The 17,520-nt window shown below is 63.4% G+C and carries 15 protein-coding genes; 5 read left to right on the top strand and 10 right to left on the bottom strand.

All coding sequences use genetic code 11. The features are described 5' to 3' along the window. Positions 1-19: 19 nt before the first annotated feature. The 10 genes from H2O77_RS15955 to rpsB form a co-directional block, all read right to left on the bottom strand. Entirely contained in the window at positions 20-532 is a 513-nt protein-coding gene (locus tag H2O77_RS15955) for an OmpH family outer membrane protein (RefSeq protein WP_043333014.1), read from the bottom strand. Positions 533-677: 145 nt separating this feature from the next. Continuing rightward, complete coding sequence (bamA, locus tag H2O77_RS15960) at positions 678-3,014, bottom strand: outer membrane protein assembly factor BamA (RefSeq protein WP_192839168.1); 2,337 nt, start codon at positions 3,012-3,014, stop codon at positions 678-680. 245 nt (positions 3,015-3,259) lie between these two features. Further along, complete coding sequence (gene rseP / locus H2O77_RS15965; protein ID WP_215823527.1) at positions 3,260-4,615, bottom strand: sigma E protease regulator RseP; 1,356 nt, start codon at positions 4,613-4,615, stop codon at positions 3,260-3,262. Positions 4,616-4,703: 88 nt separating this feature from the next. Beyond that, entirely contained in the window at positions 4,704-5,906 is a 1,203-nt protein-coding gene (gene ispC / locus H2O77_RS15970; protein WP_215824646.1) for a 1-deoxy-D-xylulose-5-phosphate reductoisomerase, read from the bottom strand. A gap of 53 nt (positions 5,907-5,959) precedes the next feature. Continuing rightward, a complete protein-coding gene (locus H2O77_RS15975) occupies positions 5,960-6,763 on the bottom strand; it encodes a phosphatidate cytidylyltransferase (RefSeq protein ID WP_054556524.1) in 804 nt (267 codons plus the stop codon). Next, positions 6,763-7,506: a polyprenyl diphosphate synthase gene (uppS, locus tag H2O77_RS15980; RefSeq protein ID WP_043333020.1), complete on the bottom strand. Its 744-nt coding sequence runs from the start codon at positions 7,504-7,506 to the stop codon at positions 6,763-6,765. Before uppS ends, H2O77_RS15975 begins: the two co-directional genes overlap by 1 nt. A gap of 54 nt (positions 7,507-7,560) precedes the next feature. After that, a complete protein-coding gene (frr, locus tag H2O77_RS15985) occupies positions 7,561-8,118 on the bottom strand; it encodes a ribosome recycling factor (RefSeq protein ID WP_215823528.1) in 558 nt (185 codons plus the stop codon). A gap of 4 nt (positions 8,119-8,122) precedes the next feature. Next, positions 8,123-8,860 carry a UMP kinase gene (gene pyrH / locus H2O77_RS15990; protein ID WP_225347344.1) on the bottom strand — a complete coding sequence of 246 codons (738 nt, stop codon included), beginning with the start codon at positions 8,858-8,860 and terminating at the stop codon, positions 8,123-8,125. 116 nt (positions 8,861-8,976) lie between these two features. Further along, on the bottom strand, positions 8,977-9,846 hold the full coding sequence (gene tsf, locus H2O77_RS15995; protein ID WP_215823529.1) for a translation elongation factor Ts: 870 nt from the start codon (positions 9,844-9,846) through the stop codon (positions 8,977-8,979). A gap of 178 nt (positions 9,847-10,024) precedes the next feature. Next, positions 10,025-10,759, bottom strand: coding sequence for a 30S ribosomal protein S2 (rpsB, locus tag H2O77_RS16000; RefSeq protein WP_043333027.1), 735 nt, complete (start codon positions 10,757-10,759; stop codon positions 10,025-10,027). A gap of 315 nt (positions 10,760-11,074) precedes the next feature. Here rpsB and map point away from each other — a divergent pair, with 315 nt between their 5' ends. From map to dapD, 5 genes are all read left to right on the top strand, one after another. Then, positions 11,075-11,866 (top strand): type I methionyl aminopeptidase, encoded by a 792-nt coding sequence (gene map, locus H2O77_RS16005; RefSeq protein WP_043333030.1) that lies wholly within the window; start codon positions 11,075-11,077, stop codon positions 11,864-11,866. Between the two features lie 5 nt (positions 11,867-11,871). Further along, entirely contained in the window at positions 11,872-14,583 is a 2,712-nt protein-coding gene (locus tag H2O77_RS16010) for a [protein-PII] uridylyltransferase (protein ID WP_043333097.1), read from the top strand. Between the two features lie 205 nt (positions 14,584-14,788). Continuing rightward, positions 14,789-15,988, top strand: a complete 1,200-nt coding sequence (gene dapC / locus H2O77_RS16015) for a succinyldiaminopimelate transaminase (protein WP_215823530.1) — start codon at positions 14,789-14,791, stop codon at positions 15,986-15,988. A 39-nt stretch (positions 15,989-16,027) separates the two neighbouring features. Beyond that, positions 16,028-16,429: an ArsC family reductase gene (locus H2O77_RS16020; protein ID WP_318833295.1), complete on the top strand. Its 402-nt coding sequence runs from the start codon at positions 16,028-16,030 to the stop codon at positions 16,427-16,429. Between the two features lie 40 nt (positions 16,430-16,469). Beyond that, positions 16,470-17,495, top strand: coding sequence for a 2,3,4,5-tetrahydropyridine-2,6-dicarboxylate N-succinyltransferase (gene dapD / locus H2O77_RS16025; RefSeq protein ID WP_077377814.1), 1,026 nt, complete (start codon positions 16,470-16,472; stop codon positions 17,493-17,495). Positions 17,496-17,520: the final 25 nt, after the last annotated feature.

Below are 17,520 nucleotides of genomic sequence, written 5' to 3' on the forward strand. Positions count from 1 at the left end.
TTGCGCGCGCGGGATGCACTCAGTTGAGCGAGTTGAACACCTGAGTCACTTCATTGGTCAGGTCCATACCGTCCTTGCTGTAGACCGTCGCATTGCGGTCGACCAGCAGCTCGATGCCATGCTTGTCGACGACCTGCTGGATGGCCTTGTCGAGCTTCGGCTTGGACTGCTTGAGGAAGGTCTGCTCCGCCTGTTGCTGCTGCTGCTGGACCTGGCCACGCAGCTGCTGGAACTGGCCGCCCTTCTGGCGCAGCTGCTGCTGCACGGACTGACGCTCGGAGTCGGACATCACGGCGCCGTCCTTCTGCAGCTTGGCCTGCAGGGATTCCAGTTCCTTGGCGAGTGCCTTGGCCTGGTCCTGCTTGCCGGCCAGCTGATTCTTGAGCTGGTTCATGGAAATCTTGGCCGAGTCGGAACTCAACAGCGCCTGGCGCCAGTCGAGGACCGCGACTTCGGTGGCCTGTGCCAGCATCGGAGTCGCCATGGCGGCAAGGCCACCAGCCAGACACAGGGCGCGGGTCAATTTACGCATCACACAAACTCCTTGTAGGCCTGTTGTTCAGTCACTGATGACTCAGCGACCGACGGTGCGAGGACCGGCGACGGAACAGGGACAGCGTCGCCGGTGGTCGTGACGAAGGCCGCACCGGCTCAAGCGGGTGCGGCCTCGTACGGCCTTAGAAGGTCTGGCCCAGCGAGAACTGGAAGATCTCGGTGTCATCGTCGTCATCGTCACCGATCGGCTGGGCGACACTGAAGGTCAGCGGGCCTACCGGCGTGATCCACGACAGGCCGATACCGGCACTGTAATTCAGCTCACCCAGGTCGACACCGCTCTCACAGCTGCTGGTGTCACTGGAGCTCACGTCGTAGCACGACGTCAGATAGGTGTTACCGGCATCGACGAAGAACGACGGCTGCACCGAGCGCTTGTCCTTGATGAAGGGCATCGGGAAGATCAGGTCCACCCCACCTTCGATCAGGATGTTGCCGCCGATGGTATCGTCGTCACCATCGTTCTGTTCGGTGGTGGACTGCCCCAGGGTATTGGAGCTGTAGCCACGCACGCTGCCCAGACCGCCGGCATAGAAGTTCTTGAAGAACGGATAGGTATCGCCGGAGAACGAGTTGGCATAGCCCAGCTCGGTACGGAACTTGAGTGACCAGTCCTGACTCAGCTCGAAGTACTTGGATCCCTTGTAGCGGAGCTTGTAGTAATCCGCATCGGAGCCCGGCACCGCCACTTCCAGCGACAGCAGCTGAGAGCTGCCCGCCGTGGGCAGAATGCCACGGTTGAGGTTGTTGCGAGACCAGCTGGCCGTCAGCTTGTAGAGGTTGAAGTCTTCGCCTTCATCCTCGATGAACTGGGTGACCTCCGCCGGACTGTCGTCGAAGTCCTTGACGCGCACGAACTCGTAACCGCCGCCGAAGTTCAGACGTGACAGCTCATTGATCGGGTAACCGAAGTTGATCCCGCCACCGAAGCTGTCGGTCGCGTAGCTGGCGACGTCGTCATCATCGTCGTAGTCCACCTTGCGGTAGAACATGTTGTAGCCGCGCGAGATGCCATCCAGCGTCCAGTACGGGTCGGTATAGCCGAAGCTGACGTTGGTGTAGTCATCCGACTTCTGGGCGTTGATGTTGACTTCGTTACCGGTGCCCAGGAAGTTCTTCTGCGACAGGCCCACCCCGTAGATGACACCGTCACCCTGGGAGAAACCGACCGACGCCGAGATCGAGCCTGACGGCTGCTCCTCGACGTTGTAGTTGACGTCCAGCTGGTCCGGCTCGCCGGCGACAGGACGCGTGTCGACATCGACCTGCTTGAAGAAGCCGAGGCGCTCAAGCTTCTGCTTGGACTGCTTGATCTTGTCGGTGGAGGCCGGTGCACCTTCCAGCTGGGTCATCTCACGACGCAGCACTTCGTCTGCGGTGGTGGTGTTGCCCTTGAAGTTGATGCGACGCACGTAGGCACGCTTGCCAGGGTCGACCGCGAAGGTCAGATCGACGGTATCGCTCTCTTCGTTGACCTCCGGCACCGCGTTGACCTTGGCGAAGGCGAAGCCGTCGGCACCCAGTGCCTGGCGCAGCGCCTCGCTGGAAGCGGTCACATCTCGCTGGGAATAGAGGGCATCCGGGGCGAGCTTGACCAGATCGCGGGCACGCTCTTCCTTCATCTTCAGGTCACCGGCAAAGCCGATATTGCCAATCTTGTACGGCTTGCCTTCATCGACGTTGATGGTGACGAAGATCTCGGACTTGTCCGGCGAGATGGACACCTGGGTCGAGCGCACCTGGAAGTTGACGTAACCGCGATCGAGATACCAGGACTTGAGGGTCTCGATATCGCCGGTCAGCTTCTCACGCGAGTATTCATCATCGGAGAACCAGCCGAAGAACCAGCTCGGCTTGTCTTCCAGCTCCAGCTGTTCGCGCAGGGTCTCGTCATCGAAGGCATCGTTGCCGACGATGTTGATCTGATGAATCTTGGCGATCGCGCCTTCCTTGACGTCGATGTTGACCTGTACGCGGTTGCGCTCGAGTTCCTCGACGGAGGTCTCGATACGCGCGCTGTAGCGGCCCTGAGCCTGGTAGACACGCTCGAGCTCACGCTGCATCTCTTCCAGCGTGGAGCGCTGCAGAACCTGACCCTCGGCCAGCCCTGCTTCCTTGAGGCCCTTGCGCAGGTCTTCGTCGGGAATCTGCGAGTTGCCGTCAATCTCGATCTTGGAGATCGTCGGACGCTCGACCACATCGATGATCAGGACATCGCCATCACGCTTGAGGCGGATGTCGTCGAACAGGCCCGTGTCGAACAGCTGACGCGCAGCCGAGGACAGGTCCTCTTCTTCCACATTCTGATCCGCGGAGACGGGGAAGGCGTTGAAGACGGTGCCCGCAGACACGCGCTGGAGGCCCTCTACCCGGATGTCCGAAATTTTAAAAGATGCGGCCAAGGCGCCCTGACTGGCCCCGAGCAGCGCAGCTGCCAATCCAATGGTCTTGAGTTTCATGCAGTCGCTTCGCTTCTCTGGATTCCGCCCGCTTGGGTGAACAGGCACCTTATACACAACCCCCTGCAACTGACAAGACAGCTACGAGTGAGGATCGGCAATCGGGGCCGAAGTCGTGTGGGCATGATGACGGGAGTTGATCGCATTGACCAGCCCGTGCAATGAATTGACCCCCATGGGCATCGACAGTTCAGATTCGGTTCATCCTGCGGGAGCCATCACGTGCTGATGGCTCCCCGAATCCGTCACCAAAGACGCATGAGATCGAAGTAGATGGCCATCAGCATGAGGGAACCGACCAGCGCCATGCCGATCTTCAGCCCCGCATTCTGGACCTCTTGCGAAAGTGGTTTGCCGCGCACGGCTTCCACCAGATAGAACAGCAGGTGACCGCCATCCAGCACCGGAATCGGCAGCAGGTTGAGGACACCCAGGCTGATGGAGAGGTAGGCCATGAAGCCGAGGAAGGCCTCGAGGCCGGAGCGCGCCGTGTCACCGGCGATACGCGCGATGGTGATCGGGCCAGACAGATTGGACGGTGCGATCAGACCGACCAGCATCTTGCGGATCGAATCCAGCGTCAGCACCGTCATCTCGCCGGTCTTGCCGACGGCCTGGCCGACTGCCGCCAGCGGCCCGAAGCTGAGCTCGCGCTGATACTGCTCGGGCCAGCTGACGTTCTCGACGCCGGCACCGACCTGCCCCACCACACGCCCGTCATCGAGCGAATTGCTGGCAGGTGTCAGTGACAGTGTCTCTTCCTTGCCATCACGTGCCACCAGTACCGACAGCGTCTCACCCGGCGCACCGCGCACGTGCTCGACGAAATCGATCCAGTCGACCACCAGGGAGCCATCGATGCTGACGATGCGGTCACCGGCCTGCAGGCCTGCCGCCTGAGCGGCGCCGCCGTCCAGCACACGTCCCAGCACCGCCGGCAACTGAGGACGCCAGGCCGTGATGCCCAGCGTCACCAGCGGACGCGGCGGATCCTGATCGACCAGGAAGCGTGTCACGTCGAGGGACTGCTCGCGCGTGGCGCTGGCAACTTCGGCACGTGTGGTGAGCGTCAGGCTGTCATCGCCGATTGCACTGATCAAGCGCAGGTTGACCTCATCCCACGAGGGAGTGGCCTGACCATTGATGGCGACGATCTCGGTCTTCGGCGCAAGGCCGGCGCGGCCAGCCGGCGAGTCCGGTGCCACGGCACCGACCATCGGCACCACCGTGGTGGTACCAGCGACGAACAGCGCCCAGTAGGCGACGATGGCCAGCAGGAAGTTGGCCAGCGGGCCCGCCGAGACGACGGCGATACGCTTCCACACCGACTTGGTATTGAAGGCCAGATGACGCTCGGCCGGATCGACCGGCCCCTCGCGCTCATCCAGCATCTTGACGTAGCCACCCAGCGGGATGGCGGCGATCCCATACTCGGTGCCGTGGCGATCGGTCCACGACCAGAAGGGTTTGCCGAAGCCGATGGAGAAGCGCAGCACCTTGATGCCGCAACGACGCGCGACCCAGAAATGACCGTACTCATGGATGGTGATCAACACCCCCAACACGACGATCACGGCAAGAATATTCTGGATCACACCCATCACGCGCTCCTGGAGATTGGTGCCCGAGATGGGCAGCCTGCCTTGCCACGCTCACGAAGAAAGTGACAAGACAGTGCAAGATAGGATTTCAGGGCCCGGCGAGGGCCAACTCGGCGGCAGCCAGCTCACGCGCCGCCGCGTCTTCGGCGAGAATCACCCCGAGGCCATCCACCGCCAGTGGCGGACGCGCCTGCATGACGGCCTGCACCACTGCCGGGATTCGATCGAAGGCCAGGCGACCCTCGAGGAAGGCGGCCACTGCCACCTCATTGGCGGCATTCATCACCGCAGGCCAGGTGCCGCCTGCCGCGATGGCCTCGCGCGCCAGCCGCAGACACGGGAAGCGCGTCTCGTCGGCGGCACGGAAATCGAGACGCGCGACCTGAAACAGGTCCAGCGGCTCGACGCCGGCATCGATACGCTCCGGCCATGCCAGCGCATAGGCGATCGGCGTACGCATGTCCGGATTGCCCATCTGGGCAAGCACCGAGCCATCGCTGTAGGCCGCCATCGAGTGAATCACGCTCTGGGGATGCACGACCACCTGAATGTCGTCCGGCCCGCAGGCGAACAGCCAGCAGGCTTCGATCAGCTCCAGCCCCTTGTTCATCAGGGTGGCGCTATCGACGGAAATCTTGCGTCCCATCGACCAGTTGGGATGCGCGCAGGCTTCGTCCGGCGTCACCGTGGCCAGCCGCTCGGCAGGCCATTCGGCATCATCGCGGAACGGGCCGCCGGAGGCGGTCAGCAACAGCTTCTCGACACCGATCGGCGCCAGGCCATCACGATGCTGGGCCGGCAGGCACTGGAAGATGGCGTTGTGCTCGGAATCGATCGGCAGCAGGGTCGCCCCGTGCTGCTTCACCGCATCCATGAACAGCTGCCCGGCACACACCAGCGCTTCCTTGTTGGCCAGCAGCACGCGCTTGCCGGCCCGCACAGCCGCCAGTGTCGGCAACAGGCCAGCCGCACCGACGATGGCGGCCATCACGCTATCGACTTCAGGCGCCTCGCTGATGTCGACCAGCGCCTGCTCGCCATGGCGCACCTCGATGGGCGTGCCCTGATAGCTCTCGACGCCCTTGAGCGCCTCACTGAGCCACGCAGCCGCCTCGCGCGAGGCGATCACCACCACCTGCGGGCGATGCGTCAGGCACAGCTCCAGCAGCGCCTCGTGACGCGTGGCAGCGCTGAGCGCATGCGCCCGATAGCGCTCGGGATGGCGCGCGATCACATCCAGGGTGCTGGACCCGATGGAGCCGGTCGCACCAAGGATGGTGATGCGCTGCAACGCAGGCGCCTCATGAGGAGTCTCGTGGCTCACGTTCACGTTCACATTCGTGCTCACGCACCACCTCCCAGCACCCACGGCAACAGCAGGGCAAACAGCGGCACCGCTGCGGTCAGGCTGTCGATGCGATCCATCACGCCACCATGACCGGGCAGCAGATGGCTTGAGTCCTTCATCTGACGCTGACGCTTGAACATGCTCTCGAGCAGGTCACCCAGCACCGAGACGGCGGTCACGCCCAGCGTGACCAGCAGCAGCGGCAGCCAGTCGGCCAGCCCCGCCAGCGCATAGCCGGTCGCCAGCAGGCCGGTGGCCACCAGACCACCGTAGACGCCCTCCCAGGACTTGCCCGGGCTGACGCGCGGCGCCAGCTTGCGCTTGCCGAAGCGCTTGCCGGAGAAGTAGGCACCGATATCCGCCGCCCACACCATCAGCAGCACATACAGCAGCCACTCGCCGCCACTGGCCTTGAGCTGCACGAAGCCGAACCAGGTCGGCAGCAGTGCCAGCACGCCGACGCCCAGCCGCACGCCCGTCGCCTGCCATTCCTGACTGGCGGCCGGATAGCGCATTACCCAGCGCAGATTGACCAGCCATGCCAGTGCCGCCAGATACAGCGGCCAACGCGCAAGAGCGCCATCGAACTGCCAGACCAGCAGCATCAGCACGCTGAGCACCAGCGGGAACAGCAGACGCGCCATACCGGCACGCACGCCAGACAGGTTGGACCACTCCCAGGCGGCCAGCGCGACGACAGCCCCTGTGAAGGTGGCAAAGGCAGCACCGTCGAGGCCGAACAGCCCCCACAGCGCCAGCGGCGCGAGAATGAGTGCGGTGATGATTCGTTGTCTGAGCACTAGAGCCCCTCGGCGTCGAGTTGTTCGCTGGTCATGCCATAACGACGCTGACGCAGGGCGTAGGCGCTGAGCGCTTCATCGAAGGCCGCCGCATCGAAATCAGGCCACAGTACGGGCGAGAAATAGAACTCGGCATAGGCCAGCTGCCAGATCAGGAAATTGGAGATGCGCTGCTCACCGCTGGTGCGGATACACAGATCCACCTCCGGCAGTTCACTCAGGCACACTTCCGCCCCGAGACGTGACTCGTCGATATCCGCAGCCTTGAGTTCGCCGCGCTCGACCTGCTCCGCCAGACGTCGGGCGGCCTCGGCGATATCCCAACGGCCGCCATAGTTGGCGCAGATCACCACGTGCATGCCGCGATTGCCGCGCGTCATGTCTTCGGCGCTCTGGATATGCTTTTGAATCGAATTGGAAAAACGACTGCGCTCGCCGATGACCGAGAGTCGGATATCGTGGCGATGAAGCTTCTTGACCTCGCGCTTGAGCGCCAGCAGAAACAGCTCCATCAGCGCACTGACTTCATTGGCCGGGCGCTTCCAGTTCTCACTGGAGAAGGCGAACAGGGTCAGCACTTCCACGCCCTGCTCGGCAGCGCGACGGATGGTACTGCGGACGGTTTCGGCACCGGCGCGATGGCCGCGTATGCCAGCCCAGCCGCGGGACTTCGCCCAGCGGTTGTTGCCGTCCATGATGATCGCCACATGGCGTGGCGTGGAGGGGGAATTCGGTGACGTCATGGGGTCTCGCTACGAGCACCGGATGCCGCCGGCAAACGCCGGCGGCAGACCCGATCAGACCTGCATCAGGTCGGTTTCCTTGTGCTCCAGAGCACTGTCGACTTCCGACACATACTTGTCGGTCAGCTTCTGGATCTCGTCTTCTCCGCGACGTGCATCGTCTTCGGAGATGTCCTTGTCCTTGAGCAGGCTCTTGATGTCGCCATTGGCGTCACGACGCACATTGCGGAGCGCCACGCGGGCGTTTTCCGCTTCTGCACGCGCCTGCTTGGTGTAACCGCGACGCGTCTCTTCCGTCAGCATCGGCATCGGGACGCGAATCACGTCACCGGCGGTGGACGGGTTGAGACCCAGGTCAGAAGTCATGATGGCCTTCTCGACCTTCGGCACCATGGGCTTTTCCCACGGCACGACAGTCAGGGTGCGCGCATCTTCGGTGGTGATGTTGGCCACCTGATTCAGCGGTACCTGGCTACCATAGTAATCGACCGTCACGGCATCCAGGATGCTGGGATGCGCACGACCCGTACGGATCTTGCCGAAGGCGGCACCGAGGGACTCGATGGTCTTCTTCATGCGTGATTCGGCGTCTTTCTTGATGTCGTTGATCACAGTCTTACCCTCTATCAATCAGCGTGCCTTCCTTGCCACCCACCACCAGGTTGAGCAGCGCGCCTGCCTTGTTCATGTTGAACACCCGCACCGGCATGTCATGGTCACGTACCAGGCAGATGGCGGTCAAATCCATCACGCCAAGCTTCTGGTCCAGCGCATCATCGTAGCTGAGGCTGTCGTACTTCACGGCATCCGGGAACTTGACCGGGTCCTTGTCGTAGACACCATCCACCTTGGTTGCCTTGATGACGGCATCCGCGTCGATCTCGATACCGCGCAGACAGGCAGCGGAATCGGTAGTGAAGAACGGGTTGCCGGTACCGGCGGAGAAGATGACCACATCGCCAGACGTCAGATAACGGATGGCGGTACGGCGATCATAATGTTCTACCACGCCACTCATCGGGATGGCAGACATCACGCGTGAACGGATGTTGGAGCGTTCCAGCGCATCACGCAGCGCCAGACCATTCATCACGGTCGCCAGCATGCCCATATGGTCACCAGTCACACGCTCCATGCCGACTTCCTGCAGGGCTGCGCCACGGAACAGGTTGCCGCCACCGATGACGATGCCGACCTGGACGCCGATGCCCACCAGCTGACCGATTTCCAGCGCCATGCGATCCAGCACCTTGGGGTCGATGCCGAAATCGCCATCGCCCATCAGGGCCTCACCGGAAAGCTTGAGCAGTATGCGCTTGTACTTGGCATTGCGTTCAGCGGAAATGGTGGCCATGCGAATCTCTCCTGATACTGACATACGGGGAACGGGGCGGCCCGAAGGCGGGGGCCAGATACACGATGGCGTGCGACTATGCGCACGCCATCATGAGAAGCGAAAACAGTCAGCCCTTACGCGCGGCTGGCCTGCTCACGGACTTCAGCTGCGAAGTCGACTTCTTCCTTCTCGATACCTTCACCGACTTCCATGCGTACGAAGGATACCACTTCACCACCGGCTGCCTTGACGAACTCGGCGACGGTCTGGTTCGGATCCTTGACGAACGGCTGTTCGGTCAGGCTGTTCTCAGCCAGGTACTTCTTCAGACGACCCTGGGACATCTTCTCGGCGATTTCCGCCGGCTTGCCAGCCATGTCCGGCTGAGCAAGGATGATGGCCTTTTCAGCGTCCATCTGTTCCTGCGGCATGTCGGACGGACGTGCACAGACCGGGTTGACGGCTGCGACGTGCATGGAGACGTCCTTGGCTGCTTCACCAGTACCGCCGTTCAGCAGGGTCAGCGCAGCGATGCGGCCGCCGTGGACGTAGCCACCGACGACGCCGCCAGCCGGCGCTTCGACCAGCTCGGCACGACGAACGGAGATGTTCTCACCGATCTTCTGAACCAGCTGACCACGGGTGTCTTCCAGCTCGCCTTCCATCAGGGAAGCGATGTCGGTGATCTTGGTAGCGAACACACGATCGGCGATCAGCTGGGTGAAGGCCTTGAAATTGTCATCACGAGCGACGAAGTCGGTCTCGGAGTTGATTTCGACCATCACGCCGTAGCTGGCGTCGTCGGCGACCTTGATGACGATGGCGCCTTCAGCGGCCACGCGGCCAGCTTTCTTGGCGGCCTTCAGGCCGGAGTTCTTGCGCAGGTTCTCGATCGCCAGCTCGATGTCGCCACCGGCTTCGGTAAGAGCCTTCTTGCATTCCATCATGCCGAGCGCAGTACGCTCACGCAGTTCCTTGACCATAGATGCGCTGATAGCTGCCATGGGATGAAACCTCTGTCGTGTCGACGTCTTTGAATACGGGAATTCGGTCACGACCGCTGAACGGTCGCAAATAAGGGGGCCGTGGCCCCCTCATTGCCTGACCTGACTGCCACCTGGCTAGGCCATGCCGCACTTAGTGTAGCGCAGCGTTTGTGACAGTCAGATCAAGCCGCCAGGATCACTCTGCTGCGTCTTCTTCAGAAGCAGTTTCGACGAACTCACCGGCCAGCTCTTCTTCCTTGTTCTTGCCACAGGCGCCTGCAATTGCCTGGACATAGATCTGGATGGCGCGGATGGAGTCATCGTTACCCGGGATGACGTAGTCCACGCCGTCCGGGTTGGAGTTGGTATCGACGACGCCGATGACCGGGATGCCCAGCTTGTTGGCTTCGTTGATCGCGATGCGCTCGTGGTCAACGTCGATCACGAACATTGCGTCCGGCAGGCCGCCCATGTCCTTGATACCGCCGATGGAGCGCTCGAGCTTGTCCTGCTCACGAGTGGCCATCAGGACTTCTTTCTTGGTCAGCTTCGCGAAGGTACCGTCTTCATGCATCTGCTCGATTTCACGCAGGCGCTTGATGGACTGACGGATGGTCTTGAAGTTGGTCAGCATGCCGCCCAACCAGCGATGGTTGACGTACGGCTGGCCAGCCTTGCGAGCTTCTTCCTTGATGATCTTGCCGGCAGCGCGCTTGGTGCCCACGAACATGATCTTGTTGCCATTGGCAGCCATCTTCTCGACCACTGACACGGCTTCGTTCAGCGCCGGCAGGGTGTGCTCGAGGTTGATGATGTGGATCTTGTTGCGAGCGCCGAAGATGAACTTGGACATCTTCGGGTTCCAGTACTTGGTCTGGTGACCGAAGTGTGCGCCTGCCTTGAGCAGATCGCGCATGTTGACTTGCGCCATGTGAATATCTCCTGGATATCGGGTTGGGCCTCCACGTCCCCCATGGATCCGACCGCTTGCGCGGCACCCGGGACCATGTGACGGAACGTGTGTGGATTGGGGTTATGTACGTCAGTCCTTCAATCTCGCCTCGGCCAGGCGCCCGGAGGTGGCCGATCGAGGAGAATTTGCAGGAAAGCGCGCGGCTTTATACCATAGCTCGACCACGATATGAAGTCGCCACTGCCCGACGCGGCATGCGATGCGTCGCGCCATTCCCCCGTCACGCGCGGCCTGGCGGCGTTTCATCCCTCTTATCTCCTGCCTCGAGTCCTCATGAACATTCCCATCAAGACAGCTGAAGAAATCGACAAGATGCGCGTCGCCGGCCGTCTGGCGGCTGAAGTGCTGGAGCTGCTCGACGAGCATGTCCGTCCCGGCGTCACCACGGGCGAGCTCAACCGCATCGCGCACCACCACATCACCGAAGTTCAGGGCTGCATTCCGGCGCCGCTCAACTACCACGGCTTCCCGAAATCGATCTGCACCTCGATCAATCACGTGGTCTGTCACGGCATCCCCGATGACAACAAGAAGCTCAAGAAAGGCGACATCCTCAACATCGACATCACCGTGATCAAGGACGGCTATCACGGCGACACCTCGAAGATGTACATCGTCGGCGAGCCGAGCATCCAGGCCGAGCGTCTGTGCCGCGTCACCCAGGAATGCCTCTATAAAGGCATCGAGCTGGTACGTCCGGGCGTACGCCTGTCAGAAATCGGTCGCGCGATCCAGAAGCATGCCGAAGCGGCAGGCTACAGTGTCGTGCGTGACTTCTGCGGCCACGGCATCGGCGCCGGCTTCCATGAAGACCCGCAGGTGCTGCACTATGACGGCTACGAAGCCCGTGCCGACGCCGAGCTTCTGGAAGGCATGTGCCTGACCATCGAACCGATGGTCAATGTCGGTGGCTACAAGGTGAAGGTCCTCAAGGACGACTGGACAGCCGTCACCAAGGACAAGAGCCTCTCGGCCCAGTGGGAGCACACCCTGCTGGTCACCGCCACCGGCGTCGAGGTACTGACACGTCGCACGGAAGAGGACCTCTCCTTCCTCGAGGGTTGATCAAGATGCTCCTGCACCACTATCACTTCGTCGAGCGTGAAGCGCTCTACGATGCCGTCACCTTCGACGGCGAGCTGGCCACGACGAAGACACCCATCCCACTGTTCAAGCGGGCTCTGGCACAGGTACAGGAGCGTCTCGAGGCTCGCTTCAAGGCGGGCGCCGACATCCGCGACCTCATCCATGGTCGTGCCCGCGCCATCGACCGCCTGCTGGCCATCGCCTGGCAGCGCCAGACCTGGCCGGATGACGGTATCGCCCTGCTCGCCGTGGGCGGCTACGGCCGCGGCGAGCTGCACCCGCATTCCGACATCGACCTGCTGCTGTTGCTGGAGCAGGACGACGACACGCCCTATCGTGAGGCACTGTCCGACTTCATCACCTTCCTGTGGGACATCGGTCTCGAGATCGGCCAGTCCGTGCGCTCGCTGAGTGACTGCGAGCGTGAGGCACGCGCCGATGTCACCGTGATCACCAACCTGCTGGAATCCCGTGTCATCGCCGGCCCTCAGCGGCTGCGCGAGGCCATGCGCGAACGTCTGGCCACCGACCGTCTGTGGCCGGCCGAAGCCTTCTTCGAGGCCAAGTGGCAGGAGCAGATCGCTCGCCACCACAAGTTCGCCAACACCGAATATCACCTCGAACCCAACATCAAGTCGTCGCCCGGCGGCCTGCGCGACATCCAGATGATCGGCTGGGTCGCCAAGCGCCACTTCGGAGTCGAGCGCTACGACAACCTGGTCGCGCTGGGCTTCATGAATGATGCCGAGCTGCGCATTCTCAGCCAGGGCCAGGCCTTCCTGTGGCAGGTGCGCTTCGCGCTGCACATGCTGGCCGGGCGCGCCGAGGACCGGCTGCTGTTCGACCACCAGCGCACCATCGCCGAGCTGTTCGGCTTCCGCGACACGCCCGAGCATCTGGCGGTCGAGCAGTTCATGAAGCGCTACTACCGCCACGTCACCGCCCTGGCGGGCCTAAACGACATGCTGCTGCAGCACTTCGACGAGGCCATCCTGCGCCATGACGAGCCGGTCAACATCGTGCCGCTCAATCCGCGCTTCGAGATCCGCAGCGGCTACATCAGCCTGCGCGAGGAAGGCGTGTTCCGCCGCCGCCCCGCCGCGCTACTGGAGCTGTTCCTGCTGATGGCGCAGCACCCGGAGATCGAGGGCGTGCGCGCCGACACCATCCGCGCGTTGCGTGATCATCGCCACCAGATCGACGACGCCTTCCGCGACGACGTGCGCCACCAGAGCCTGTTCATGGAGCTGATGCGCTGTGGCGGCAACGTGCCCCGCGTGCTCAAGCGCATGGCGCGCTACGGCATCCTCGGCAAGTACCTGCCGGCCTTCGGGCGCGCCGTGGGGCTGATGCAGCACGACCTCTTCCACGTCTACACCGTCGATGCGCACACCCTGCGCCTGCTCAAGGTCGCCCAGGAATTCCGCGCCCCCGATGCCGAGGAGGAATTCCCGGTCGCCGCGACCCTGATCCGCGAGCTGCCCAAGCTGGAGCTGCTGTGGATCGCCGGGCTCTATCACGACATCGGCAAGGGCCGTGGCGGCGACCACTCCGAGATCGGTGCCGAGGAAGTCGAGGACTTCGCGCGCCGTCATGACCTCAGCCCGCGTGACACCCGCACCCTGAGCTGGCTGGTGCGCCACCATCTGCTGATGTCGATGACCGCCCAGAAGCAGGACATCGCCGACCCCGAGATCATCACGCGTTTCGCCGAGATCGTCGGCGACGAGACGCACCTCGATTATCTCTACGTGCTGACGGTGGCCGACATCAACGCCACCAACCCGTCGCTGTGGAACGGCTGGCGTGCGGCATTGCTGCGCCAGCTGCACATGGAGACGCGCCGGGCGCTGCGCCGTGGCCTCGAACATCCGCCGGAGCGCCACGAGTGGATCACCGAGACCCGTGAGGAAGCGCTGTCCCTGCTGGCCGGCATGGGCACCACCCGCACTGACGCCGAGGCGCTGTGGGCCAGCCTCGGCGACGACTACTTCGTGCGCTACGCGCCCAGCGAGGTGGCCTGGCACACCCAGGGCATCCTCGCGCGCCAGGCAGCCCCGCAGCTCGACGAGCATGGCGAGCCGCTACCGCTGGTACTGACCAGCGCGCCCACCGAGGAGATGACCGAAGGCGGCACCAAGGTCTTCATCCATACTCGCTCGGTGGACAACCTGTTCGCAGCCACCGCCGCGGCACTGGAGCAGCTGGGGCTCTCGATCCACGATGCGCGCATCGCCACCTCGAGCCACAACTGGACGCTCAACACCTTCATCCTGCTCGACGATGACGGCGAGCCGATCCGCGACGCCGCACGCCTGGCCGATATCCGCACCCATCTGGTCGAAGAGCTGGATGACCCGGATGACTACTCGGTGATCGTCAATCGTCATACGCCGCGCCAGCTCAAGCACTTCCGCATCGCGCCACGCATCACGCTGAGTCAGGACTACACCAATGGGCGCAGCGTACTGGAAGTGATCGCCTCGGACCGCCCGGGCCTGCTGGCACGCATCGGCCGCGTGTTCATGGAGCACGAGATCGCCATCGATGCCGCCAAGATCGCCACCCTCGGCGAGCGCGTCGAGGATATCTTCTTCATCACCGACCGCGCCGGCGAACCCATCACCGACCCCGAGCGCCAGACACGCCTGCGTGACGCCCTCACCGAAGTCCTCGAGGTCGGCGAGCGCGGCTGAGACGCGTGACGGCACGTGACGGCACGTGACGGCACGTGACGAGAGTACAGAGGGAAAGCGCCGGCCGGCACCCCGCGATTGAGGGGACCGGCCGGCTTCCCTATAATCGCGAGTCGACCTGCATGGCAGTCCGGTGACTCGCGGACGCCTTCCTCCCTGCTCGGCCGGCAGCCTGGCTGCCACGGCCATCACCCATGGAACGTGCATGAACCCGGATCTCGACCAGCTCAAGCCCTACCCGTTTGAAACCCTGGCCAAGCTGCGCGAGGGCGTCGTGCCCAATCCCGCCCTGGACCCGATTGCACTGACCATCGGCGAGCCGCGTCATGCGCCACCCGAGTTCGTGCTCGACACCCTGCGCGAGCACATCATGGGCGTGGCCAAGTACCCCGCCACCGGCGGTCTGGGAGAATTGCGCCAGGCAATCGCCGACTGGCTCGCGAAGCGCTTCTCGCTCAACGCCACGCCGGATATCGACCAGCAGGTCCTGCCGGTCACCGGCACCCGCGAGGCACTGTTCGCCTTCATCCAGGCCTCGCTGGACAGCACGCGCCCGGCGCGCGTACTGGTGCCGAACCCCTTCTATCAGATCTACGAAGGCGCGACGCTGCTGGCGGGCGGTGAGGTCACCTACCTGGCCTGCCCCGCCGAGAATGGCTTCCGCCCCGACTACGCAGCGGTGCCGGCCGAGGTGTGGCGTGACACCCAGATCGTCTTCGTCTGCTCGCCGGGCAATCCCACCGGCGCCGTGACACCGCTGGAGGACTTCCAGCAGCTGATTCGCCTCGCCGACGAGTACGATTTCCTGATCGCCTCCGATGAGTGCTACTCGGAGCTCTATCTCGATGAGTCCATGCCGCCGCCGGGTCTGCTGCAGGCCTGTGCCGCCATGGGCCGCGATGACTACGCGCGCTGCGTGGTCTTCCACTCGCTGTCCAAGCGCTCCAACCTGCCGGGCCTGCGCTCCGGCTTCGTGGCCGGCGATGGCGAGGTGATCCGTCGCTTCCGTCACTACCGCACCTATCACGGCTGCGCGATGCCGCTGCATCACCAGCACGCCTCCATCGCTGCCTGGAATGATGAAGCCCACGTGCTGGCCAATCGCGATGCCTACCGCGAGAAGTTTGCCGCCGTGACCGAAATCCTTGCGCCGGTGATGGACTTCCCGACTCCGGAAGCCAGCTTCTACCTGTATCCCGCCGTGCCGGGCGGTGACGACGCCGCCTTCACCCGCGAGCTGCTGCGTGAAGAGGCGGTCGGCGTGCTGCCGGCAAGCTACATGGCGCGCGAGGTGGACGGCGTGAACCCGGGCGCCGGACGCATTCGTCTGGCGCTGGTCGCCGAACTGGAACAGACCGTCGAAGCCGCCCAGCGCCTGCGTCGCTTCGTCGAACGCCTGCGCTGAGCGCCAGGCTCACACGGGCTGACAGCAGCCCAACACTGGATGACAGCCCCGCCCGGCGGGGTGGATTGGCTCAAGGAGACCGCCATGCACGTGCTCTACGGCATCAAGACCTGTGATACCTGCCGCAAGGCACGCCGCGCCCTCGACGACCGGGGCGTGCCCTATCGCTGGCATGACCTGCGCGAGGATGGCCTCTCCGCCAGCTTGCTGGAATCCTGGCTGGAGCAGACCGCCTGGAGCAGCCTGCTCAACAAGCGCAGCACCAGCTGGCGCAACCTGAGCGATGAACAACGTGACAGCCTCGATGCCAATTCGGCACGCGCATTGATGCTGGAGCACCCGACCCTGATCAAGCGTCCCATTCTCGAGCGTCATCCCGCCGACAATGAGATGGATCTGGTGATCGGCTATGACAAGGCGGTCTACGAACCGCAGGACTGAGTTACCCCTTACACCACTGGACACCCCGGAGATTGACACGATGTTGAGCCTTGCCCTCGGAATCGGCACCCAGAACACCACCGGCGACTGGCTGGAAGTCTACTATCCTGCCCCGCTGTTCAAGCCGACCGCTGCCGTTGCTGACGCCGCTCGCAAGGCACTGGACGCACCGGCTGGCACCACCGCCACCAGCTTCCTGCCGGAACACTGCGCCGCCTTGGCCAGCGCCCTGCGCGATGCCGGTGACAGCGCCCAGGCCGAACTGGCCGAGAGCCTGGCCGCCAGCCAGCGCCCGCTGGTCGCGATGTTCATCGAGGAAGACGCCGCCCCGCAGAGCGTGCCGGAGGTCTACCTCAAGCTGCACCTGCTGTCTCACCGCATGGTGCGTCCGCACGGCATCGACCTGACCGGCATGTTCGGTCTGCTCAAGAATGTCGCCTGGACCAGCGAAGGCGCCATCGACATCGAAGAGCTGCCGGCGCGTCGCCTCAAGGCCCGTCTGGAAGGTCGCACCCTGTCCGTGGACTGCGTCGACAAGTTCCCGAAGATGACCGACTACGTGGTGCCGACCGGCATTCGTATCGCCGATACCGCACGCGTGCGTCTGGGTGCCTATCTGGGCGAAGGCACCACCGTGATGCACGAAGGCTTCTGCAACTTCAATGCCGGTACCGAAGGCCCGGGCATGATCGAAGGCCGCATCTCCGCGGGCGTCTTCGTCGGCAAGGGCTCTGATCTGGGCGGCGGTTGCTCCACCATGGGCACCCTGTCCGGTGGCGGCAACATCGTCATCAAGGTCGGCGAAGGCTGCCTGATCGGCGCCAATGCCGGTATCGGCATCCCGCTGGGCGATCGCTGCACCGTGGAAGCTGGCCTCTACATCACCGCCGGCACCAAGGTCATGGTCTTCGACAACGAAGGCCAGGAAGTCGAGACGGTCGCGGCCCGTGAGCTGGCGAGCCAGGACGACCTGCTGCTGCGTCGCAACTCCGTCACCGGCCGTGTCGAGTGCCGCACCAACAAGAGCGCCATCGCGCTCAACGATGCCCTGCACGCCCACAACTGAGGCGCGTGACGATGGCCTGTCAGGG

Origin of the sequence: Cobetia sp. 4B (genome assembly GCF_018831605.1) — a bacterium.
In the GTDB taxonomy this organism is placed as follows: domain Bacteria; phylum Pseudomonadota; class Gammaproteobacteria; order Pseudomonadales; family Halomonadaceae; genus Cobetia; species Cobetia amphilecti.

What these genes read in the sequence shown, in the direction of transcription:
- map (WP_043333030.1), top strand. Translation starts at nt 11,075, where the DNA reads ATGAACATTCCCATCAAGACAGCTGAAGAAATCGACAAGATGCGCGTC.
- tsf (WP_215823529.1), bottom strand. Translation starts at nt 9,846, where the DNA reads ATGGCAGCTATCAGCGCATCTATGGTCAAGGAACTGCGTGAGCGTACT.
- dapC (WP_215823530.1), top strand. Translation starts at nt 14,789, where the DNA reads ATGAACCCGGATCTCGACCAGCTCAAGCCCTACCCGTTTGAAACCCTG.
- bamA (WP_192839168.1), bottom strand. Translation starts at nt 3,014, where the DNA reads ATGAAACTCAAGACCATTGGATTGGCAGCTGCGCTGCTCGGGGCCAGT.
- rseP (WP_215823527.1), bottom strand. Translation starts at nt 4,615, where the DNA reads ATGGGTGTGATCCAGAATATTCTTGCCGTGATCGTCGTGTTGGGGGTG.
- H2O77_RS16010 (WP_043333097.1), top strand. Translation starts at nt 11,872, where the DNA reads ATGCTCCTGCACCACTATCACTTCGTCGAGCGTGAAGCGCTCTACGAT.
- dapD (WP_077377814.1), top strand. Translation starts at nt 16,470, where the DNA reads ATGTTGAGCCTTGCCCTCGGAATCGGCACCCAGAACACCACCGGCGAC.
- rpsB (WP_043333027.1), bottom strand. Translation starts at nt 10,759, where the DNA reads ATGGCGCAAGTCAACATGCGCGATCTGCTCAAGGCAGGCGCACACTTC.
- pyrH (WP_225347344.1), bottom strand. Translation starts at nt 8,860, where the DNA reads ATGGCCACCATTTCCGCTGAACGCAATGCCAAGTACAAGCGCATACTG.
- uppS (WP_043333020.1), bottom strand. Translation starts at nt 7,506, where the DNA reads ATGACGTCACCGAATTCCCCCTCCACGCCACGCCATGTGGCGATCATC.
- H2O77_RS15955 (WP_043333014.1), bottom strand. Translation starts at nt 532, where the DNA reads ATGCGTAAATTGACCCGCGCCCTGTGTCTGGCTGGTGGCCTTGCCGCC.
- H2O77_RS16020 (WP_318833295.1), top strand. Translation starts at nt 16,028, where the DNA reads ATGACAGCCCCGCCCGGCGGGGTGGATTGGCTCAAGGAGACCGCCATG.